The 17,221-nt window shown below is 58.9% G+C and carries 15 protein-coding genes and 1 pseudogene; 4 read left to right on the top strand and 12 right to left on the bottom strand.

Features of this window, described 5'->3' with window-relative positions; genetic code table 11:
* Positions 1-64: 64 nt before the first annotated feature.
* The 6 genes and pseudogenes from NL123_RS24635 to NL123_RS24610 form a co-directional block, all read right to left on the bottom strand.
* On the bottom strand, positions 65-991 hold the full coding sequence (locus NL123_RS24635; protein WP_058423787.1) for a glutamate/aspartate ABC transporter substrate-binding protein: 927 nt from the start codon (positions 989-991) through the stop codon (positions 65-67).
* Positions 992-1,264: 273 nt separating this feature from the next.
* Positions 1,265-2,518: pseudogene (locus NL123_RS24630) on the bottom strand (IS3 family transposase).
* Positions 2,519-2,628: 110 nt separating this feature from the next.
* Positions 2,629-4,167, bottom strand: a complete 1,539-nt coding sequence (glpD, locus tag NL123_RS24625; RefSeq protein ID WP_248486508.1) for a glycerol-3-phosphate dehydrogenase — start codon at positions 4,165-4,167, stop codon at positions 2,629-2,631.
* 269 nt (positions 4,168-4,436) lie between these two features.
* On the bottom strand, positions 4,437-5,192 hold the full coding sequence (locus tag NL123_RS24620) for a DeoR/GlpR family transcriptional regulator (protein WP_034118315.1): 756 nt from the start codon (positions 5,190-5,192) through the stop codon (positions 4,437-4,439).
* A gap of 95 nt (positions 5,193-5,287) precedes the next feature.
* Positions 5,288-6,793 (bottom strand): glycerol kinase GlpK, encoded by a 1,506-nt coding sequence (glpK, locus tag NL123_RS24615; RefSeq protein WP_248486510.1) that lies wholly within the window; start codon positions 6,791-6,793, stop codon positions 5,288-5,290.
* A gap of 78 nt (positions 6,794-6,871) precedes the next feature.
* Positions 6,872-7,729 (bottom strand): MIP/aquaporin family protein, encoded by an 858-nt coding sequence (locus NL123_RS24610; RefSeq protein ID WP_248486512.1) that lies wholly within the window; start codon positions 7,727-7,729, stop codon positions 6,872-6,874.
* A gap of 329 nt (positions 7,730-8,058) precedes the next feature.
* Between NL123_RS24610 and ybaK the strand changes: the two genes are divergently transcribed.
* The gene (gene ybaK / locus NL123_RS24605) at positions 8,059-8,529 is read left to right on the top strand and encodes a Cys-tRNA(Pro) deacylase (RefSeq protein WP_034096128.1); all 471 of its coding nucleotides are present in this window, start codon (positions 8,059-8,061) and stop codon (positions 8,527-8,529) included.
* A gap of 7 nt (positions 8,530-8,536) precedes the next feature.
* Here the strand turns inward: ybaK and NL123_RS24600 are convergent, their stop codons facing one another.
* Positions 8,537-9,643 (bottom strand): ABC transporter ATP-binding protein, encoded by a 1,107-nt coding sequence (locus NL123_RS24600; protein ID WP_248486514.1) that lies wholly within the window; start codon positions 9,641-9,643, stop codon positions 8,537-8,539.
* Positions 9,640-10,560, bottom strand: coding sequence for an ornithine carbamoyltransferase (argF, locus tag NL123_RS24595; protein WP_102591706.1), 921 nt, complete (start codon positions 10,558-10,560; stop codon positions 9,640-9,642). The genes NL123_RS24600 and argF overlap by 4 nt, the downstream gene beginning before the upstream one ends.
* A 435-nt stretch (positions 10,561-10,995) precedes the next feature.
* Here argF and NL123_RS24590 point away from each other — a divergent pair, with 435 nt between their 5' ends.
* Positions 10,996-13,104, top strand: a complete 2,109-nt coding sequence (locus NL123_RS24590; RefSeq protein ID WP_494356535.1) for a molybdopterin oxidoreductase family protein — start codon at positions 10,996-10,998, stop codon at positions 13,102-13,104.
* Between the two features lie 77 nt (positions 13,105-13,181).
* Positions 13,182-13,520, top strand: coding sequence for a Grx4 family monothiol glutaredoxin (grxD, locus tag NL123_RS24585; protein ID WP_494356534.1), 339 nt, complete (start codon positions 13,182-13,184; stop codon positions 13,518-13,520).
* A 69-nt stretch (positions 13,521-13,589) separates the two neighbouring features.
* Here grxD and bfr read toward each other — a convergent pair whose 3' ends face one another.
* On the bottom strand, positions 13,590-14,063 hold the full coding sequence (gene bfr, locus NL123_RS24580) for a bacterioferritin (RefSeq protein WP_494356533.1): 474 nt from the start codon (positions 14,061-14,063) through the stop codon (positions 13,590-13,592).
* Positions 14,064-14,264: 201 nt separating this feature from the next.
* Positions 14,265-14,483 (bottom strand): bacterioferritin-associated ferredoxin, encoded by a 219-nt coding sequence (locus NL123_RS24575; RefSeq protein ID WP_010564137.1) that lies wholly within the window; start codon positions 14,481-14,483, stop codon positions 14,265-14,267.
* Between the two features lie 244 nt (positions 14,484-14,727).
* On the opposite strand from NL123_RS24575, the gene NL123_RS24570 reads away from it, so the two are divergent.
* Complete coding sequence (locus NL123_RS24570; protein ID WP_003172097.1) at positions 14,728-15,330, top strand: peroxiredoxin; 603 nt, start codon at positions 14,728-14,730, stop codon at positions 15,328-15,330.
* Positions 15,331-15,394: 64 nt separating this feature from the next.
* Here NL123_RS24570 and rnt read toward each other — a convergent pair whose 3' ends face one another.
* Both rnt and pyrC read right to left on the bottom strand, forming a co-directional pair.
* The gene (rnt, locus tag NL123_RS24565; RefSeq protein WP_010564138.1) at positions 15,395-16,066 is read right to left on the bottom strand and encodes a ribonuclease T; all 672 of its coding nucleotides are present in this window, start codon (positions 16,064-16,066) and stop codon (positions 15,395-15,397) included.
* Positions 16,063-17,109 carry a dihydroorotase gene (gene pyrC, locus NL123_RS24560; RefSeq protein ID WP_058423778.1) on the bottom strand — a complete coding sequence of 349 codons (1,047 nt, stop codon included), beginning with the start codon at positions 17,107-17,109 and terminating at the stop codon, positions 16,063-16,065. Before pyrC ends, rnt begins: the two co-directional genes overlap by 4 nt.
* Positions 17,110-17,221 lie beyond the last annotated feature (112 nt).

Genomic DNA, 17,221 nt, shown 5'->3' with positions numbered 1-17,221 from the left:
CCAGCAGGTAGTAACAGACGCCTGAGGGAGGTTGGCTCCCTCAGGAGATAAGCTTAGTCAGGTATCAGATTTTTACGTCAGGGGCTGGTTTGTCGCTTGGGTTAGCGATCAGCTCCTTCACCTTGTCGCTCATCGGGAAGTTCAGGTTCAGGCCTTTTGGTGGGATCGGGCTCTCGAACCATTTGCTGTAGATCTTGTTGATTTCGCCGGATTTGTACAGGGCAACGATGGCGTCATCGACAGCTTTCTTGAAGTCAGGATCGCCTTTGCGAACCATGCACGCGTAGGCCTCGAAGGACTGTGGAGTACCGGTGATGACCCAGTCGTCCGGCTTCTTGGCCTTGGCTTCTTCACCGGCCAGCAGGGCGTCGTCCATCATGAATGCGACGGCACGGCCGCTTTCCAGCATCTGGAAGGATTCGCCGTGGTCTTTGGCGGAGATGACGTTCATGCCCATCTGCTTGTCGGCGTTCATCGCCTTGATGATGCGCTCGGACGTGGTGCCAGCGGTGGTCACGACGTTCTTGCCTTTCAGGTCGGCGAAGTCAGCGTAGGACGGCTTGCCATCCTTGTCTTTCTTGACCAGCAGGCGGGTGCCGATTTCGAAGATGTTGACGGTGAAATCAACTTGCTGGGCGCGTTCGGCGTTGTTGGTGGTGGAGCCGCACTCGAGGTCCGCGGTGCCGTTCTGGATCAGCGGAATACGAGTTTGCGAAGTCACCAGGTTGTACTTGGCCTTCAGGTCGGGCTTGTTCAGGTCTTTTTTCAGGGCTTCAACGATAGCCAGCTGAATGTCGTGGGAGTAGCCCACAGGTTTGCCCGAACCATCCGCGATGTAGGAAAACGGAATGGAGCTGTCGCGGTGAGCGAGGGTGATGGTGCCGGAGTCGTTGATTTTCTTCAGTGTGCCGGTGAGTTCGGCGGCGAAAACTGGAGTGCTGATCAGAGCAGCAGCGATAGCTGCGCCCAGGATATGGGGAACGATGCGCATCAATACTTCCTCGACATTTGTTTTTTTTATGAAGCCGGCTAAACGGCTCTCTTGTACAGCGAATGCCCGTGACGGCTCCTGAGGCGTCTCAGGCAATCGTCAGAGAGTGTAGAGCATGAGTCGTGCCATACCTCGAATAAAAGGTTATCTATTTGATTTATAAAGGTATTAAATTTTTCTTTCGAAGAATTTGTCACGCCGTGATCCGGCAATCCGAATAGGCTGCGGTATGGCGTTCGGAAAACCGAATAGGGGGTGTGGGATTTATCTTGTCTAGTCCTGAAATAGGTTTACACCTGTTTCACCCCAACGCCCGATGCACTGCATCGGGCGTTTTGTATTTTAAGGACAAGTGCGGGCGCTCCTGGTTGTAGATCAAGATCGCCTCCCGCACCATTTGCTCCGCTTGAACCAAGTCTGTCGGCCGGTGAAGCAAGAGTTCCGCCTTCAAGATTCCGTTGACCCGTTCTGCCAAGGCGTTTTGGTAGCAATCGTAGCCATCAGTCATCGAGCATGTGATGCCATGCTTGGCATGGATTTTTTGATAGAGCACTGAGCAGTACTGCACGCCGCGATCCGAGTGATGAACCAGTTTCTGGCCCGTTCGACGTGCCTTCAACGCCATGCGTAAGGCTTGGGCTACCGAATCGGCATGTAGACTGCCATGCACGTGATAACCAACTATTTTCCTCGAGAAGGCATCCGTCACCAAACTTAGGTAGGCCGGTTCATCGCGCCCTGTAGATAGGTAGGTGATATCCGCCACCCAGACCTGTTCCGGGCCAGTAGCTACGACTTGTTGCGGGCCAGGCTTTAGCAAATTGGGATGGCAGCGAAAGCGATGATGGCTATCGGTCGTCTTGTGATAGGCCCGTCTCCTGCGCACCAACTGCCGGTGCTCTCGTAAAACCCCAAACAAACGATCTCGTCCGACATGCAATTCTGGCTTGTCATGCTTCGCTTGCATCATCGAGTGCAATTTGCGGGTGCCAATGCACGGTTGGCGCACACGAACTTCCTGCACAAACTGGAGAAGTTTCTGATCTTGATCGGCTCGGGCACGATGGACCCGGTCACGCTTGTAATAGGCTTGGCGACTGATACTCATAAACTGGCAAGCCCTGCTGACACTCAGGGTCTGGGTTTGCGCAACGACTTGCCGGACCGCTTTTTTACAACGGATACACCGTAATCGTTCTTCAGAACATCGACCACGTCTTCAAAGAATTTGGCCTTCTGGTTGGCCAGTGCCAGTTGTTCCTCGAGCTCTTTGATTCTTTGCTCGGGAGTCAACGGCAAGGTAGGTTTGTCCATCGGTCGGCTCCTCTGGGTCCGAATGGAGGCGCCTTGGCTCCAGTCCTGCCGACCATGCTTGCGTAACCACACCAACACCGTCGAACGACCCTGAATCCCATAACGCCGTTGAGCTTCTTTATAACTCAACTCGCCTTTTTCGACTTGGTCGACAACCGACAATTTAAAAGTCAGCGTGTAATCTCGTTGACTGCGTTTTGCGCCCGTATTCATTGCACCTTCCCGATAAGACGTCAGAAGGTGTAAACCTTATTTAGGACGAGACATCTGGCATAAAAAAGCCCCTGGACCTTTCGGTGCAGGGGCTTTTCAAGGCGACCTGATCAGGCCGCTTCAATCTTTGCGCGGGTTTGCTCGACCTTGGACAGGTAACGTTGCACGTTGTCCTGTTCTTCCGGGGTGGTGAACAAGCCGAGCTTGGTACGGCGCCACAGCACGTCGTGGGGTTGGGTCGCCCACTCTTCGGCGCACAGGTAATCGACTTCGCGGGTGTACAGGCCTCCACCCAGGTGGTCACCCAGATCGGCCAGCGACTGCACACCTTCGAGCAGTCGCCAGGTGCGGCTGCCGTAAGTGGTGGACCAACGGCGGGCGATCTCGCTCGGTATCCAGTCGAACTTGCTGCGAATCGCTTCGGCCAGGGCTTCTGGCGTCGTCATGTTTTCACCGCCCGGCAGGCTGGCTGTGGCGGTCCAGCTTGGGCGCATCTGGGTGAAGTACGGTGCCAGTTGCGCCATCGCCGACTCAGCGAGTTTGCGATAGGTGGTCAGCTTGCCGCCGAACACCGACAGGATCGGCGCTTCGCCCGTGCCACCGGACAGTGCCAGGGTGTAGTCGCGGGTGATAGCCGACGGGTTGTCCGACTCGTCGTTGCACAGCGGGCGCACGCCGGAATAGGTATGCACGATGTCATCGCGACTCAGTTGTTTCTTGAAGTGCGCGTTGACCACTTTCAGCATGTAGTCGGTTTCACCTTCGGTGATCGCGACTTTTGCCGGGTCGCCGGTGTATTCGCGGTCGGTGGTGCCGATGATGGTCAGGTGGTTCAGGTACGGAATCGTGAAGACGATGCGCTGGTCTTCGTTCTGCAGGATGTGCGCGTGGGCACCTTCGTACAGTTTCGGCACGATCAGGTGGCTGCCCTGGATCAGGCGGATGCCGTAGGGTGAATCCAGCTTCAGGTCGTCCTTGATGAACTTGGCGACCCACGGGCCGGCAGCGTTCACCAAGGCGCGGGCGCGGATCGAGAACAGGCTGCCGTCGGCGCGTTCCATGTTCATGTCCCACATGCCGTTGCTGCGGTGTGCGCTGATGCAACGGGTCTGGGTATGGATATGCGCGCCTTTTTCGCGGGCGGCCATGGCGTTGAGCACCACGAGGCGGGCGTCATCGACCCAGCAGTCGGAGTATTCGAAGCCTTGGGTGATTTCACTTTTTAGTGGGCTGTCGGCGCCGAACTTGAGGCTTTTCGAACCGGCGAGCTTTTCGCGCTTACCCAGGTGGTCGTACAGGAACAGACCGGCACGGATCATCCACGCCGGACGCAGGTGTGGGCGGTGCGGCAGCACGAAGCGCATCTGCTTGACGATGTGCGGGGCCTTGGCCAGCAGCACCTCACGTTCGGCCAGGGCTTCGCGCACCAGGCGGAATTCGTAATGTTCGAGGTAGCGCAGGCCGCCGTGGATCAGCTTGCTGCTGGCGGAGGAGGTGTGGCTGGCCAGGTCGTCCTTTTCGCAAAGGAATACCGACAAACCGCGCCCGGCTGCGTCTGCTGCAATGCCGACGCCATTGATCCCGCCACCGATAACGGCAACGTCATAGACTTCGGCAAGCGGTGGAGCAGGCAAGGTAGAAGGGTTCATCGGCTGGCCTCGCGATCTTTTTCGTATTGGAATTCGAACATTAATGTTCATTTGCGAAAATGGTAGCTGATAAACGCGCGCGCAGCCACCTGACTTCGATTGAAAAAACTCATCGAAGCGGCGGGAAAGGAAAATTTGTGAACATGAGCCAGTGCTGGCTGGAGAAATGGGTGGTCAGGTAAATAGCAATCGGGGGCGAGCCCCCTCCCACAGGTTGATCGCATTCCAATGTGGGAGGGGGCTTGCCCCCGATGGCGTCAGTGCAGGCGCTACACCACTTCCAGACGAACCTTGTGGTCATTGAGCAACTGCACCAACGCCGGCACCGGCTGTTGATCCGTCACCAGGCAATCCACCAGGCTGATCGGCCCCAGACGAATCATGGCATTGCGCCCGAACTTGCTGGAGTCCGCCGCCAGGATCACCTGGCGGGCGTTGGCAATGATCGCCTGGGAAACCCGTACCTCCTGGTAATCAAAGTCCAGCAGGCTGCCGTCTTCATCGATACCGCTGATGCCCACCAGAGCAAAGTCGACCTTGAACTGGTTGATGAAGTCGACACTAGCCTGGCCCACCACACCTCCGTCACGCCGCACATTGCCACCCGTGAGCAACACATCAAAGTCGTCCTTGGCACTGAGCATGGTGGCGACGTTGAGGTTGTTGGTGATGATTTTCAGGTGGTTGTGGTTGAGCAACGCGCGGGCGATGGATTCGGTGGTGGTGCCGATATTGATAAATAACGAGGCGTGATCGGGGATCTGCGCGGCGATGGCTTCGCCGATGCGCTGTTTCTCGTCGCGCATCTGGTCGGCACGCATGGCGTATGCGGTGTTTTCGACACTGGAGTCATAGGCCGCGCCGCCGTGGTAGCGGCGCAGCAGATTGGCGTCCGCCAGCTGGTTGATATCGCGGCGGATGGTTTGCGGGGTGACAACGAATAGCTGCGCCATCTCCTCGATACTGACGTAGCCGCGTTCGCGGACCAGTTCGAGGATTTGTTGTTGGCGGGGAGGCAGATTCATGGGGCGTCCTTTGGGCTGCCATACAAAAGTGGCCCATGATGACGCAGGAATCCGCTCCCTGCCAGTTACAACCCTATATGGGTCCGGCGCTTGGCTTATTCAGCGCCTTCGTGCGGCTCCCAGTCACGGGTGCGGCTGACCGCTTTTTGCCAGCCGGCGTAGAGTTTTTCCTTGGCGGCTTCGTCCAGTTGCGGTTCGAATTCGCGCTCGATCACCGCCTTGCCGCGCAGCTCGTCCAGGCTGCCCCAGAAGCCGCACGCCAGGCCGGCCAGGTAGGCCGCGCCCAACGCAGTGGTTTCGCGCATTTGTGGGCGCTCGACCTGGGTGCCGAGGATATCGGCCTGGAACTGCATCAGGAAGTTGTTGGCCACCGCGCCGCCGTCTACGCGCAACGCCTTGAGGCGCTCGCCCGAATCCTGCTGCATGGCGTCGAGCACGTCGCGGGTCTGGTAGGCAATCGACTCCAGGGCGGCACGAATGATGTGATCCACGCGTACGCCACGGGTCAGGCCGAACAGTGCGCCACGGGCATACGGGTCCCAGTACGGCGCGCCCAGGCCGGTAAACGCGGGCACCAGGTACACGCCGTTGCTGTCCTTGACCTTGCCGGCGAAGTATTCGGTGTCGTGGGCGTCGTTGATGATTTTTAACTCATCTCGCAGCCATTGTACGGTGGAGCCGCCATTGAACACGGCGCCTTCCAGGGCGTAAGCCACTTCGCCACGCGGGCCGCAGGCGATGGTGGTGAGCATGCCGTGCTTGGATTTCACCGCTTTGTCGCCGGTGTTCATCAGCAGGAAGCAGCCAGTGCCGTAGGTGTTCTTGGCCTGGCCGGCTTCGACGCACATCTGGCCGAACAGGGCGGCCTGCTGGTCGCCGGCGATACCGCCGATGGCGATGCCGCTTTTGGTACGGCCGTAGATTTCCGAGGAGGACTTCACTTGCGGCAGCATTTCGCGCGGGACGTCGAGGATCTCCAGCATCTTCGCATCCCACTCAAGGGTGTGGATGTTGAAGAGCATGGTGCGCGAGGCGTTGGTGTAGTCGGTGACGTGGGTCTTGCCGCCGGTAAATTTCCAGATCAGCCAGCTGTCGATGGTGCCGAACAGCAGTTCGCCGTTGCGCGCACGCTCGCGGCTGCCTTCGACGTTGTCGAGGATCCACTTGAGCTTGGTGCCGGAGAAGTACGGGTCGGTGACCAGGCCAGTGGTGTCATTGATGTATTGCTCGTGGCCATCGCGCTTGAGCTGCTGGCAGATCTCGGTGCTGCGGCGGCACTGCCAGACGATCGCGTTGTAGATCGGGCGACCGGTGACTTTGTCCCACACCACGGTGGTTTCACGCTGGTTGGTGATGCCGATGGCAGCGACCTGGTCATGGTGCAGGCCGGCCTGTGCCAGCGCTTCGACCATCACCGCACTCTGGGTGGCGAAGATTTCCATCGGGTCATGCTCGACCCAACCGGCTTGTGGGTAATGCTGAGTGAATTCGCGCTGGGCGGTGCAGACCACGTTGGCGTCACGATCGAAGATGATCGCGCGGGAACTGGTGGTGCCTTGGTCTAGGGCAATGATGTAGTTCTTATTCTGAATATCGGTCATGTCGAATGCCTTGGAAAATAAGAAAGTCGGTAATCAGCCTGGGGCGCAAGAAGGGCAGGTGCGTCCAGGCCGGCGCTATCAGGAAATACGGGTCTTGCCGTTGACTGCCGTGTCAGATGTTTCTTCAGCTGTAGCAGGTGCGGCGCTCGGCAGGTGGCGGGCAATCAGCCCGCGATAGGCCGCGGCGCCGAGGCATGCGCCGACAATCGGCGCGAAAATCGGTACGAGGAAGTAAGGAATATCGCGGCCGCCAGTGAAAGCCATTTCACCCCAACCGGCGAAAAAGGTCATCAGCTTGGGCCCGAAATCCCGTGCTGGGTTCATCGCAAAGCCGGTCAAAGGGCCCATTGCGCTGCCGATCACCGCGATCAGCAGGCCGATCAGCAGGGGCGCCAACGGGCCGCGTGGCAGGCCGTTGTTGTCATCGGTGAGGGCCATGATCACACCCATCAGGATGGCGGTAATGACCATTTCCACCAGGAACGCCTGGGCGGTGCTCAGCAGCGCATGGGGGTAGGTGGAGAACACCGACGCCAGTTCCAGGCTGGCCTGGGAGCCGCGCACCATGTGGTGGGTTTGTTCGTAATCGAAAAACAGGTTGCTGTAGAGCGTGTACACCAAGGCCGCCGAGCAGAAGGCGCCGGCGATCTGGGCGAGAATGTAGAAGGGCAGTTTGCGCTTGTCGAAGTCGGCGAAAATGCACAGCGCGATGCTGACGGCCGGGTTGAGGTGGGCTCCGGAAATGCCGGCGCTCAGGTAGATCGCCATGCTGACGCCAACCCCCCAGATGATACTGATCTCCCACAAGCCAAAGCTGGCACCCGCGACCTTGAGCGCAGCGACACATCCAGTACCGAAGAAGATCAGAAGCGCAGTCCCCAGGAATTCGGCCATGCATTGGCTCGAAAGTGAAGGCTGTTGAAGAGCAGTTGTCATGGAAAACCTCAGTTGTTGTTCTTGTCTGGCGCACAACCTCAACGGGTTGTTGCGCGATTTTCACCGTGGCAGGGATCCCCATCCCGACCATGGCTTACTGCTTTGAACGCTGCGGGTGTATTCCTACAGTATTCGGAAACGAAAAAATATAGACAAGAATGACGGCTGTCAAAGGTCGAAAGTGAACCGTCAGTCACTTTCAAACTATTGGTCTGGTGAATGATCACGCTTGTCACATTGCGTGTGTACGGCAAGAGTGGGCGGACTAGAGCGTTTTACGTGGGCTTGGCCTAGAATTGGCCATCTGTTTGCCACGCCTCGGAGACACCATGACGCCCGCATTGGACTTGTTGAAAAAAGTTCGCGCCGAACATCGCATCCACAGTTACGAACATGACCCCAAGGCGGCTTCGTATGGGCTGGAGGCCGCGGAAAAATTGGGCCTGGACCCTGCGCAGGTGTTCAAGACCTTGCTGGCCAGCAGCGAGAAAGGCGAATTGTTAGTGGCGGTGGTGCCGGTCGTCGGAAGTCTGGATCTGAAAGCCCTGGCGCATGCGGCAGGCGTCAAGAAAGTCGAAATGGCCGACCCTGCGGCGGCGCAACGTTCCACCGGTTACCTGTTAGGCGGCATCAGCCCGTTGGGGCAGAAGAAGCGTTTGCGCACGTTCATTGATGTGACAGCGCAGCCGTTTGCGACGATTTTTGTGAGTGCGGGGAGGAGGGGCTTGGAGGTTGAATTGCCAGCGGCGGTGCTGGCTGAGCATACCCAGGCCAAGTTCGCGGAAATTGGCCGGGCATGACGAGGTTTTATACCGGGCTGTAGCGTCGTACGCCGGATTCGACTGGAGGGATGTGTGCGGCCGTGCTGCCGGACGCCTGGAACAACACCAGGTGTTCGGCGGCCACCCGAATGCCCACATCTGCACCGACCTGATGATCGGCATGACTCGGGAAAATCGACTCCAGCTGCGCGCCGGTCGGCAGCTGCAGGCGGTACAGCGTCGATGCACCGAGGAAGGTCTTGCCGACGATCCGCGCTTTCAACCCGCTGTCCGGCGCGTAGACGATGTCATCCGGACGCAGCAACACATCCACCGCACCGCCGGTAGGCCAGGTGTAGGCGCGGTTGCCGCGCAACTCACCCAGTTCGGTGCTGACCGATTCCGGCGAACTCAATTGCCCACGAATGAAGTAGCCCTGGCCGATAAAGCTGGCGACGTAGGGCGTCTGCGGCTCGTGATAAAGGTTGTAGGGCGTGTCCCATTGCTCAAGGCGGCCTTCTTTGAACACGCCGACCTGGTCGCTGACGGCGAAGGCTTCTTCCTGGTCATGGGTCACCAGGATTGCGCTGGTGCCGCGGGCCTTGAGGATGTCACGCACCTCGTGGCTGAGCTTGCGTCGCAACTCGCCATCCAGGTTGGAGAAGGGCTCATCCAGCAACAGCAAGGCCGGTTCTGGCGCCAAGGCACGGGCGAGGGCGACGCGTTGTTGCTGGCCGCCGGACAGCTCATGGGGGAAGCGCTTGCCCAGGTTTTTCAGGTTTACCAGCTCCAGCAACTCGGCGACTACGCGGTCTTTTTGCGGGTGCTTGCGAATGCCGAAGGCGATGTTATCGGCCACGCTCAGGTGAGGAAACAACGCGTAGTCCTGGAACACCATGCCGATGCGACGTTTCTCAGGGGCCAAGGTGAACCCGGCACTGGAGATCACTTCGCCAGCCAGGCTGATTTCACCTTCGTGCACCGGCTCGAACCCGGCAATCGCTCGTAGGGTGGTGGTCTTGCCGCAGCCCGAGGAACCCAGCAGGCAACCGATGTCGCCCGCATTGAGGTGCAGGTTGAGGTTCTGTACCACCCGTTGATCTTGATAGCCGCATGCCAGGTTGCGCAGGTTCAGCAGTAATGGATGGCTCATGCGTGGTGGTACGACGGTGGGACGAGGAATTCGAGCAAGGCCTTTTGTGCATGCAGGCGGTTTTCAGCCTGGTCCCAGGCGACCGAGCGTGGGTCATCGAGCAGGTCGGTGCTGATCTCTTCGCCACGGTGGGCCGGCAGGCAGTGCATGAACAACACATCAGGCGCGGCCAGGTCGAGCAGGGCGCGGGTCACCTGATACGGGGCGAACAAGGCCAGGCGCTTGGCGGTTTCGTCTTCCTGGCCCATGGAGGTCCAGACGTCGGTGCTTACCAGGTGCGCACCGATCACCGCGTCATGCGGGTCGCGGACCAGGGTCACGCGGTCGCCGGCCTGCTCCAGGAAGCGCGCGTCAGGCTCGTAGCCTTCCGGGCATGCAACGCGCAATTGGAAGTCGAATTGGATGGCCGCTTCTATATAGCTGTTGCACATGTTGTTGCCGTCGCCGATCCAGGCCACGGTCTTGCCCTGGATCGAGCCACGGTGCTCAAGGAAGGTTTGCATATCGGCCAGCAACTGGCACGGGTGCAGGTCATCGGACAGGCCGTTGATCACCGGTACACGGGAGTTGGCGGAAAATTCGGTCACGGTGCTATGGGCAAAGGTACGGATCATCACGGCATCGAGCATGCTCGACATCACTTTCGCGCTGTCGGCGATCGGCTCGCCACGACCCAGCTGGGTGTCGCGCGAGGACAGGAAGATTGCCTGGCCACCCAGTTGGATCATGCCGGCTTCGAACGATACACGGGTGCGGGTCGACGACTTCTCGAAGATCATGCCGAGCACGCGGTTTTTCAAAGGCTCGAACAGTACGCCGCGGTTACGCAGGTCTTTAAGCTCAATGCCTCGACGGATCACGCTGACCAGCTCTTCGGGCGTGCAATCCATCAGGGAGAGAAAGTGCCTTGCGCTCATCATTAACTACCTTTTTGCAACAGACCGCAGATACTCAAAGCCTTGTTTATTGTGACAACGGGCGAGACCTGCGGCGAAAGCCGCACGGGGCGACGAAATAGGGGAAGGCGCGATCTTATAATTAAATGTCGCGTCTTACCAATAGGGCTACGGTTTTTAAGGGTGTTCAAGCAGGGCGCCGAAGCGCTTTTGAAGATGAATTCCAGACAGCAGCGGGCCATTTGTACACTGGCGTCGAGACCTTTTGCAATGTGCGGAGGCGGGCGCAGGCCAGGCTGCGTCGGTTTCAGAGGCTGTACGCCGGGTTTTGAAACATTTGCTCACGCTTGCCCATGGCCTGGCCTGATGCTGGTCGATTCACGGGACGAACGTTGGTGGCGCCCCTGCCGCTCCCGGCCCATAGTGGGATCAAAGCCCCTATAAAAGAGACTGGCCATGACCAAGACTCTCCACCACCGTGCCTGCCATCTGTGTGAAGCCATTTGTGGCCTGGCCCTGGAAACTACCCAGGCCGACGACGGCAGCCTGGCGATCACCTCGATCAAGGGGGATCCGCTGGATACATTCAGTCGCGGGCATATCTGCCCCAAGGCCGTGGCGCTGCAGGATATCCAGAATGACCCGGACCGCCTGCACCAGCCGATGTTGCGGGTGGGCAGTGAATGGCAGCCGATCGCGTGGGACGAGGCGTTTACCCTTGTCGCCGAACGGCTGGCGGGTATTCAGGCGCGGCACGGGCAGAATGCGGTGGCGGTGTACCAGGGCAATCCCAGCGTGCACAACTACGGGCTGATGACCCACAGTAATTACTTCCTGGGCCAGTTGAAGACGCGTAATCGGTTCTCTGCAACCTCGGTGGACCAGTTGCCGCATCACCTCACCAGTTACCTCATGTACGGCCATGGCCTGCTGTTGCCAATCCCGGATATTGATCACACCGACTTCATGCTGATCCTGGGCGGCAACCCACTGGCGTCCAACGGCAGCATCATGACCGTGCCGGATGTGGAGAAGCGCCTCAAGGCGATCCAGGCGCGGGGTGGCAAAGTGGTGGTGGTCGACCCACGGCGCAGCGAGACGGCGGCGATGGCCGACCAGCACCTGTTCGTGCGCCCGGGCGGTGACGCGGCGTTGCTGTTCGGGGTGCTCAACACCTTGTTTACCGAGCACCTGACCCGCGACAGCCATTTGCCGGTTGAAGGTCTTGAGGATGTGCGTCGCGCCATCGCCGGGTTTACTGCCGAGGCCATGAGCCGTCAGTGTGCGGTGCCTGCCGAACAGATCCGCCAGCTGGCGCGGGACTTTGCCGCCGCTGATAAAGCGGTGTGTTATGGACGCATGGGGGTCTCGACCCAGGCGTTCGGCACCCTGTGCCATTGGCTGGTGCAACTGATCAACCTGGTGACCGGCAACCTGGACCGCGTGGGTGGTGCGCTGTGCACCACACCGGCGGTGGACCTGGTGGCATCGACCGGTGGCGGGCATTTCAATCGTTGGCAGAGCCGGGTTTCCGGGCGCCCGGAGTATGGCGGCGAGCTTCCGGTGTCAGCATTGGCCGAAGAAATGCTCACCGAAGGTGAAGGACAAATCCGCGCCTTGGTGACGGTGGCGGGCAACCCGGTGTTGTCGACACCCAACGGCCGGCAGTTGGAACAAGCCCTCGACGGCTTGGAGTTCATGGTCAGCATCGACCTCTATATCAACGAAACCACGCGCTATGCCGACCTGATCCTGCCGTCCACTTCGGCGCTGGAGAATGATCACTACGACACCACCTTCAACATGTTTGCGGTGCGCAATGTCACCCGCTTCAATCGCGCAATTCTGCCCAAGCCTGCGGGCGCACTGCATGACTGGGAAATCTTTGTCGGCTTGGCCAAAGCGTTTGCCGCGCAAACAGGCACGGTGCTCAAGCCGACCCTGCCGCCCGCGCAGATGATCGACTTCGGCCTGCGTGCCGGAGTGTACGGTGATGCGTCCAGCCACAAGTTGTCGGTGGCCATGCTGGCGGACCATCCCCATGGTGTGGACCTGGGGGCGCTGCAGCCCAATCTCGCCGCGCGCTTGAAAACCGTTAATGGCATGGTACAAGCAGCGCCAGCGGTGATTCTTGCCGATCTGGCACGTTTTGCCGCGCAGCCGGTGCCGGTGGCCGACGAACTGCTGTTGATCGGCCGCCGCCACGTGCGCAGCAATAATTCCTGGATGCATAATTACCATCGGCTGGTGAAGGGCAAGCCGCGGCATCAATTGCTCATGCACCCCGATGACCTGGCCAGTCGGCAGTTGAACGACGGTCAGCGCGTGCGTGTGAGTTCTCGCATTGGCATGATCGAAGTGGAGGTCGTGGCCAGCCTGGACATGATGCCCGGTGTCGTCAGCCTGCCGCATGGTTGGGGCCATGGCCGCCCAGGCGTGCAGATGACGATTGCCAGCGGACAGCCAGGGGCCAGTGCCAATGACTTGACCGACGAGCGGCAGTTGGATGAGCTGTCGGGCAATGCCGCACTCAATGGCGTTCCGGTGCAGGTAGCAGCCGCCTGAGCACCGCGCGGGAATTTTGCGTTACAATGCGCCACCGTGCCGACCTGTGAGTCGCAAAGTTCCAGCCGAGGTGTTCCATGGATATCATCGAAACGATCAAAGAGCAGATTGCCAACAACACCATTCTGCTTTACATGAAGGGCGCGCCTAACGCTCCTCAGTGCGGTTTCTCCGCGAAAGCTTCCCAGGCCATCATGGCGTGCGGCGAGAAATTCGCTTACGTGGATATCCTGCAAAACCCGGAAATCCGCGCCAACCTGCCGAAGTACGCCAACTGGCCTACCTTCCCACAACTGTGGGTAGCCGGTGAGCTGGTCGGCGGCAGCGACATCATCGTCGAGATGGCGGCTGATGGTTCGTTGGAAACGCTGATCAAAGAAGCAGCGGCAAATGCGGCGGCCAAGACCGACGCGTGATTCGCTTGCAATAAAAAGCCCCGCTTCTCGTGAGAGAGCGGGGCTTTTTTGTTCCTGCGAGCTGCGGGCTTATTCTTCGCCCATTTGCGACTGCAGGTAGTTTTCCAGGCTGACCTTGTCGATCAGGCCCAGTTGGGTTTCCAGCCAGTCGATGTGCTCTTCCTGGTCTTCCAGGATGTCTTCCAGCAGTTCGCGGCTGCCGAAGTCACCTTTGGTTTCACAGTGAGCAATGGCGGCCTTGAGGTCGCTGTGGCTCTTGCGCTCGAAACCCAGGTCGCTGCTTATCATTTCCTGGGTGTGCTCGCCGATGTTCAGCTTGCCCAGGTCCTGCACGTTCGGCAGGCCTTCCAGGAACAGGATGCGCTTGATCAGCGCGTCCGCGTCCTTCATGGCTTTGATCGATTCTTTGTATTCGCGCTTGCCCAGCTTTTCCAGGCCCCAATCGTCATACATGCGTGCATGCAGAAAGTACTGATTGATCGCGACCAGTTCATTGGCAAGGATTTTATTGAGTTGCTGGATGACTGAGATGTCGCCTTTCATGACTGGGGTCCTGCCCTGTAATAGCTGTGTATAAGGCGGAGTTTGAGCGGCGAAATCTCTAGTGTCAAACCTAAGTTATTGAATAATAAATGAAAATTAATCGGAATAAGAATGTTTGTGTTCCGCGTCTTGACGCTAACTAATTGAATTGCGGGCATAAAAAAACCGGACACTAAGTCCGGTTCTTTAAAACACGCTCAATCAGGCGTGTGTAAATTCTGCTGAATAAGGCAGCGCGGCCTGGGCGGTCTGCAGTTGCGTCAGGGTTTCCCGTACCACTTGCTTGGCCAGGCAAGCACATTTGCCACACTGGCTGGCAACGCCGGTGGTTTCACGCACTTCCTTGTAGCTGCAGCAACCTTCGTAGATTGCTTCGCGGATTTGTCCGTCGGTGACGCCAGTACAGAGGCACACATACATAAGGGAGAACCGTCGCGGGTTTAAGGCTTAAGTGCGGTGGATCTTAATGTTAACGAGAATGATTGTCAAAGTAGAATCGTAGGGTATTCGCTGGTACCGTGCCCGCACTGACGAACGGTTTTTTCAGTGTATGATGGTCGGTCTTCACGAAGCGTGACTGCGTCACGGGGCTGTCGCTTATCAACGGCAGACTCAGGGCCGGTCCTTTTACTTCAATCGTCACCCTCACATCAGGAGATAACCAATGAGCGTACTCGTCGGCAAACAAGCCCCGGATTTCGACGTACCTGCCGTCCTCGGCAATGGCGAAATCGTAGACAGCTTCAAACTGTCTGAAGCCATCAAAGGCAAATACGGCCTGGTGTTCTTCTACCCGCTGGACTTCACCTTCGTCTGCCCTTCGGAGCTGATCGCTCTGGACCACCGCATGGACGATTTCAAGGCGCGTAATGTTGAAGTGGTAGCCGTTTCCATCGACTCCCATTTCACTCACAACGCCTGGCGCAACACCGCCATCAATGATGGCGGCATCGGCAAAGTCAAATACACCATGGCTGCCGACATGAAGCACGACATCGCCAAGGCCTACGACGTTGAGTCCGAAGGCGGCGTGGCCTTCCGTGGCGCGTTCCTGATCGACGACAAAGGCGTGGTTCGCTCCCAGATCATCAACGACCTGCCACTGGGGCGTAACATGGAAGAGCTGATCCGTCTGGTCGACGCCCTGCAATTCCACGAAGAGCACGGCGAAGTCTGCCCTGCCAACTGGAAAAAAGGCGATAAAGGCATGAACGCTTCGCCGGAAGGTGTTGCGGCTTACCTGACCGAGAACGCTGGCAAGCTGTAAGCCACGTTTGCGGCAAAAAAAACCGGCCTGAGAAGGCCGGTTTTTTTATGCGCGGGATTCCACTTCAGTCGTTGAAGTCTTCCCAGCCGCCCATCTGCTTCCAGCGGTTGACGATGCCGCAGAACAGCTCGGCGGTCTTCTCGGTGTCGTAGCGGGCCGAGTGAGCCTCACGACCGTCAAAGTCGATACCGGCCGCCTGACAGGCTTTCGCCAACACCGTCTGGCCATACGCCAGCCCGGCGAGGGTCGCGGTGTCAAAGCTGGAGAACGGGTGAAACGGGTTGCGCTTCATGTCCAACCGCGCCACGGCGGCATTCAGGAAGCCCAGGTCAAAGCTGCTGTTGTGGCCGACCAGGATCGCGCGTTTGCAGCCATTGGCCTTCAATGCCTTGCGCACGCCACGGAAGATATCGGTCAGTGCCGCTTCTTCACTTACTGCCATGCGCAATGGGTGATCGAGCTTGATCCCGGTGAACTCCAAGGCAGCCGCTTCGATATTGGCGCCTTCGAACGGCTCGACGCGGAAGAAGTGGGTGTGTTCCGGGAACACAAAACCCTGTTCGTCCATGCCGATAGTCGTCGCGGCGATTTCCAGCAGCGCATCGGTGGCGCAGTTGAAACCACCGGTTTCTACGTCGATGACAACCGGCAGATAGCCGCGGAACCGCTCGGCCATCGGATGACGGGATCCGCCACCGCTGTGCTCGTGTTCGTCATCGTAATGGTCTTCACTCACTTGCTTTCCTCCAGCAGGCGCCAGCGCAGTGTTTCACCGGCGCGCAGCGGGATGACAGTCAGCTCGCCAAACGGCAGGCTGGCAGGGGCGGTCCAGTCTTCACGAACCAGGGTAATGCGATCGGTATTCGCGGGCAGGCCGTAGAAACGCGGGCCATTGAGGCTGGCGAACCCTTCGAGCTTGTCCAGGGCGTTGCGCTGTTCGAACGCTTCAGCGTACAGCTCGATGGCGGCATAGGCGGTGTAGCAGCCGGCACAACCGCACGCGGCTTCTTTGGCGTGCTGGGCGTGAGGCGCGGAGTCGGTGCCGAGGAAAAACTTCGGATTGCCGCTGGTCGCCGCATCCAGCAAGGCTACCTGGTGGGTGTTGCGCTTGAGGATCGGCAAGCAATAGAAGTGCGGCCGAATCCCGCCCACCAGCATGTGGTTGCGGTTGTACAGCAGGTGATGCGCGGTGATGGTCGCAGCAACGTTGGCCGAGGCTTCGGTGACGAACTGCACGGCATCGGCAGTGGTGATGTGCTCGAACACGACCTTGAGGGTCGGGAACAGCTCCACCACGCGACGCATGTGTTCGTCGATGAAGATCTTCTCGCGATCGAACACGTCCACATCGCCACGAGTGACTTCACCGTGGATCAGCAGCGGCATGCCGACGTCGGCCATGGCTTCGATGGCCGGCAGGATCTTATCGATACTGGTCACGCCGGAATCGGAGTTGGTGGTCGCACCGGCCGGGTACAGTTTGGCAGCGTGCACAAACCCACTGGCCTTGGCCTCACGAATTTCTTCGGGCTGGGTGCGGTCGGTAAGGTACAGCACCATCAGCGGTTCGAACCGGCTGCCGGCCGGCCGTGCAGCGAGGATACGCTGGCGGTAGGCATCGGCTTGCTCGGCGTTACGCACCGGAGGAACCAGGTTAGGCATGATGATGGCGCGGCCAAACGTGCGCGCTACATCGGCCACGGTGTGGGGTAACGCAGCACCATCGCGAAGATGAATATGCCAGTCGTCGGGACGCAGCAGGGTCAGGCGGTCGGACATTGGGGATTCCAGGCGGGTCAATCTGGGGGGAATGCTACCGGAAAAGACTCTATCAGGCACTCGCTATCAAGTTTTGCAGGATGCAACCGATAGCCTTTTGTATGCCTTATCG

The organism is Pseudomonas sp. FBCC-B1565, assembly GCF_059133265.1.
The sequence above is the reverse complement of the archived record's forward strand: the minus strand, read 5'-3'. Positions and strand labels throughout refer to the sequence as shown.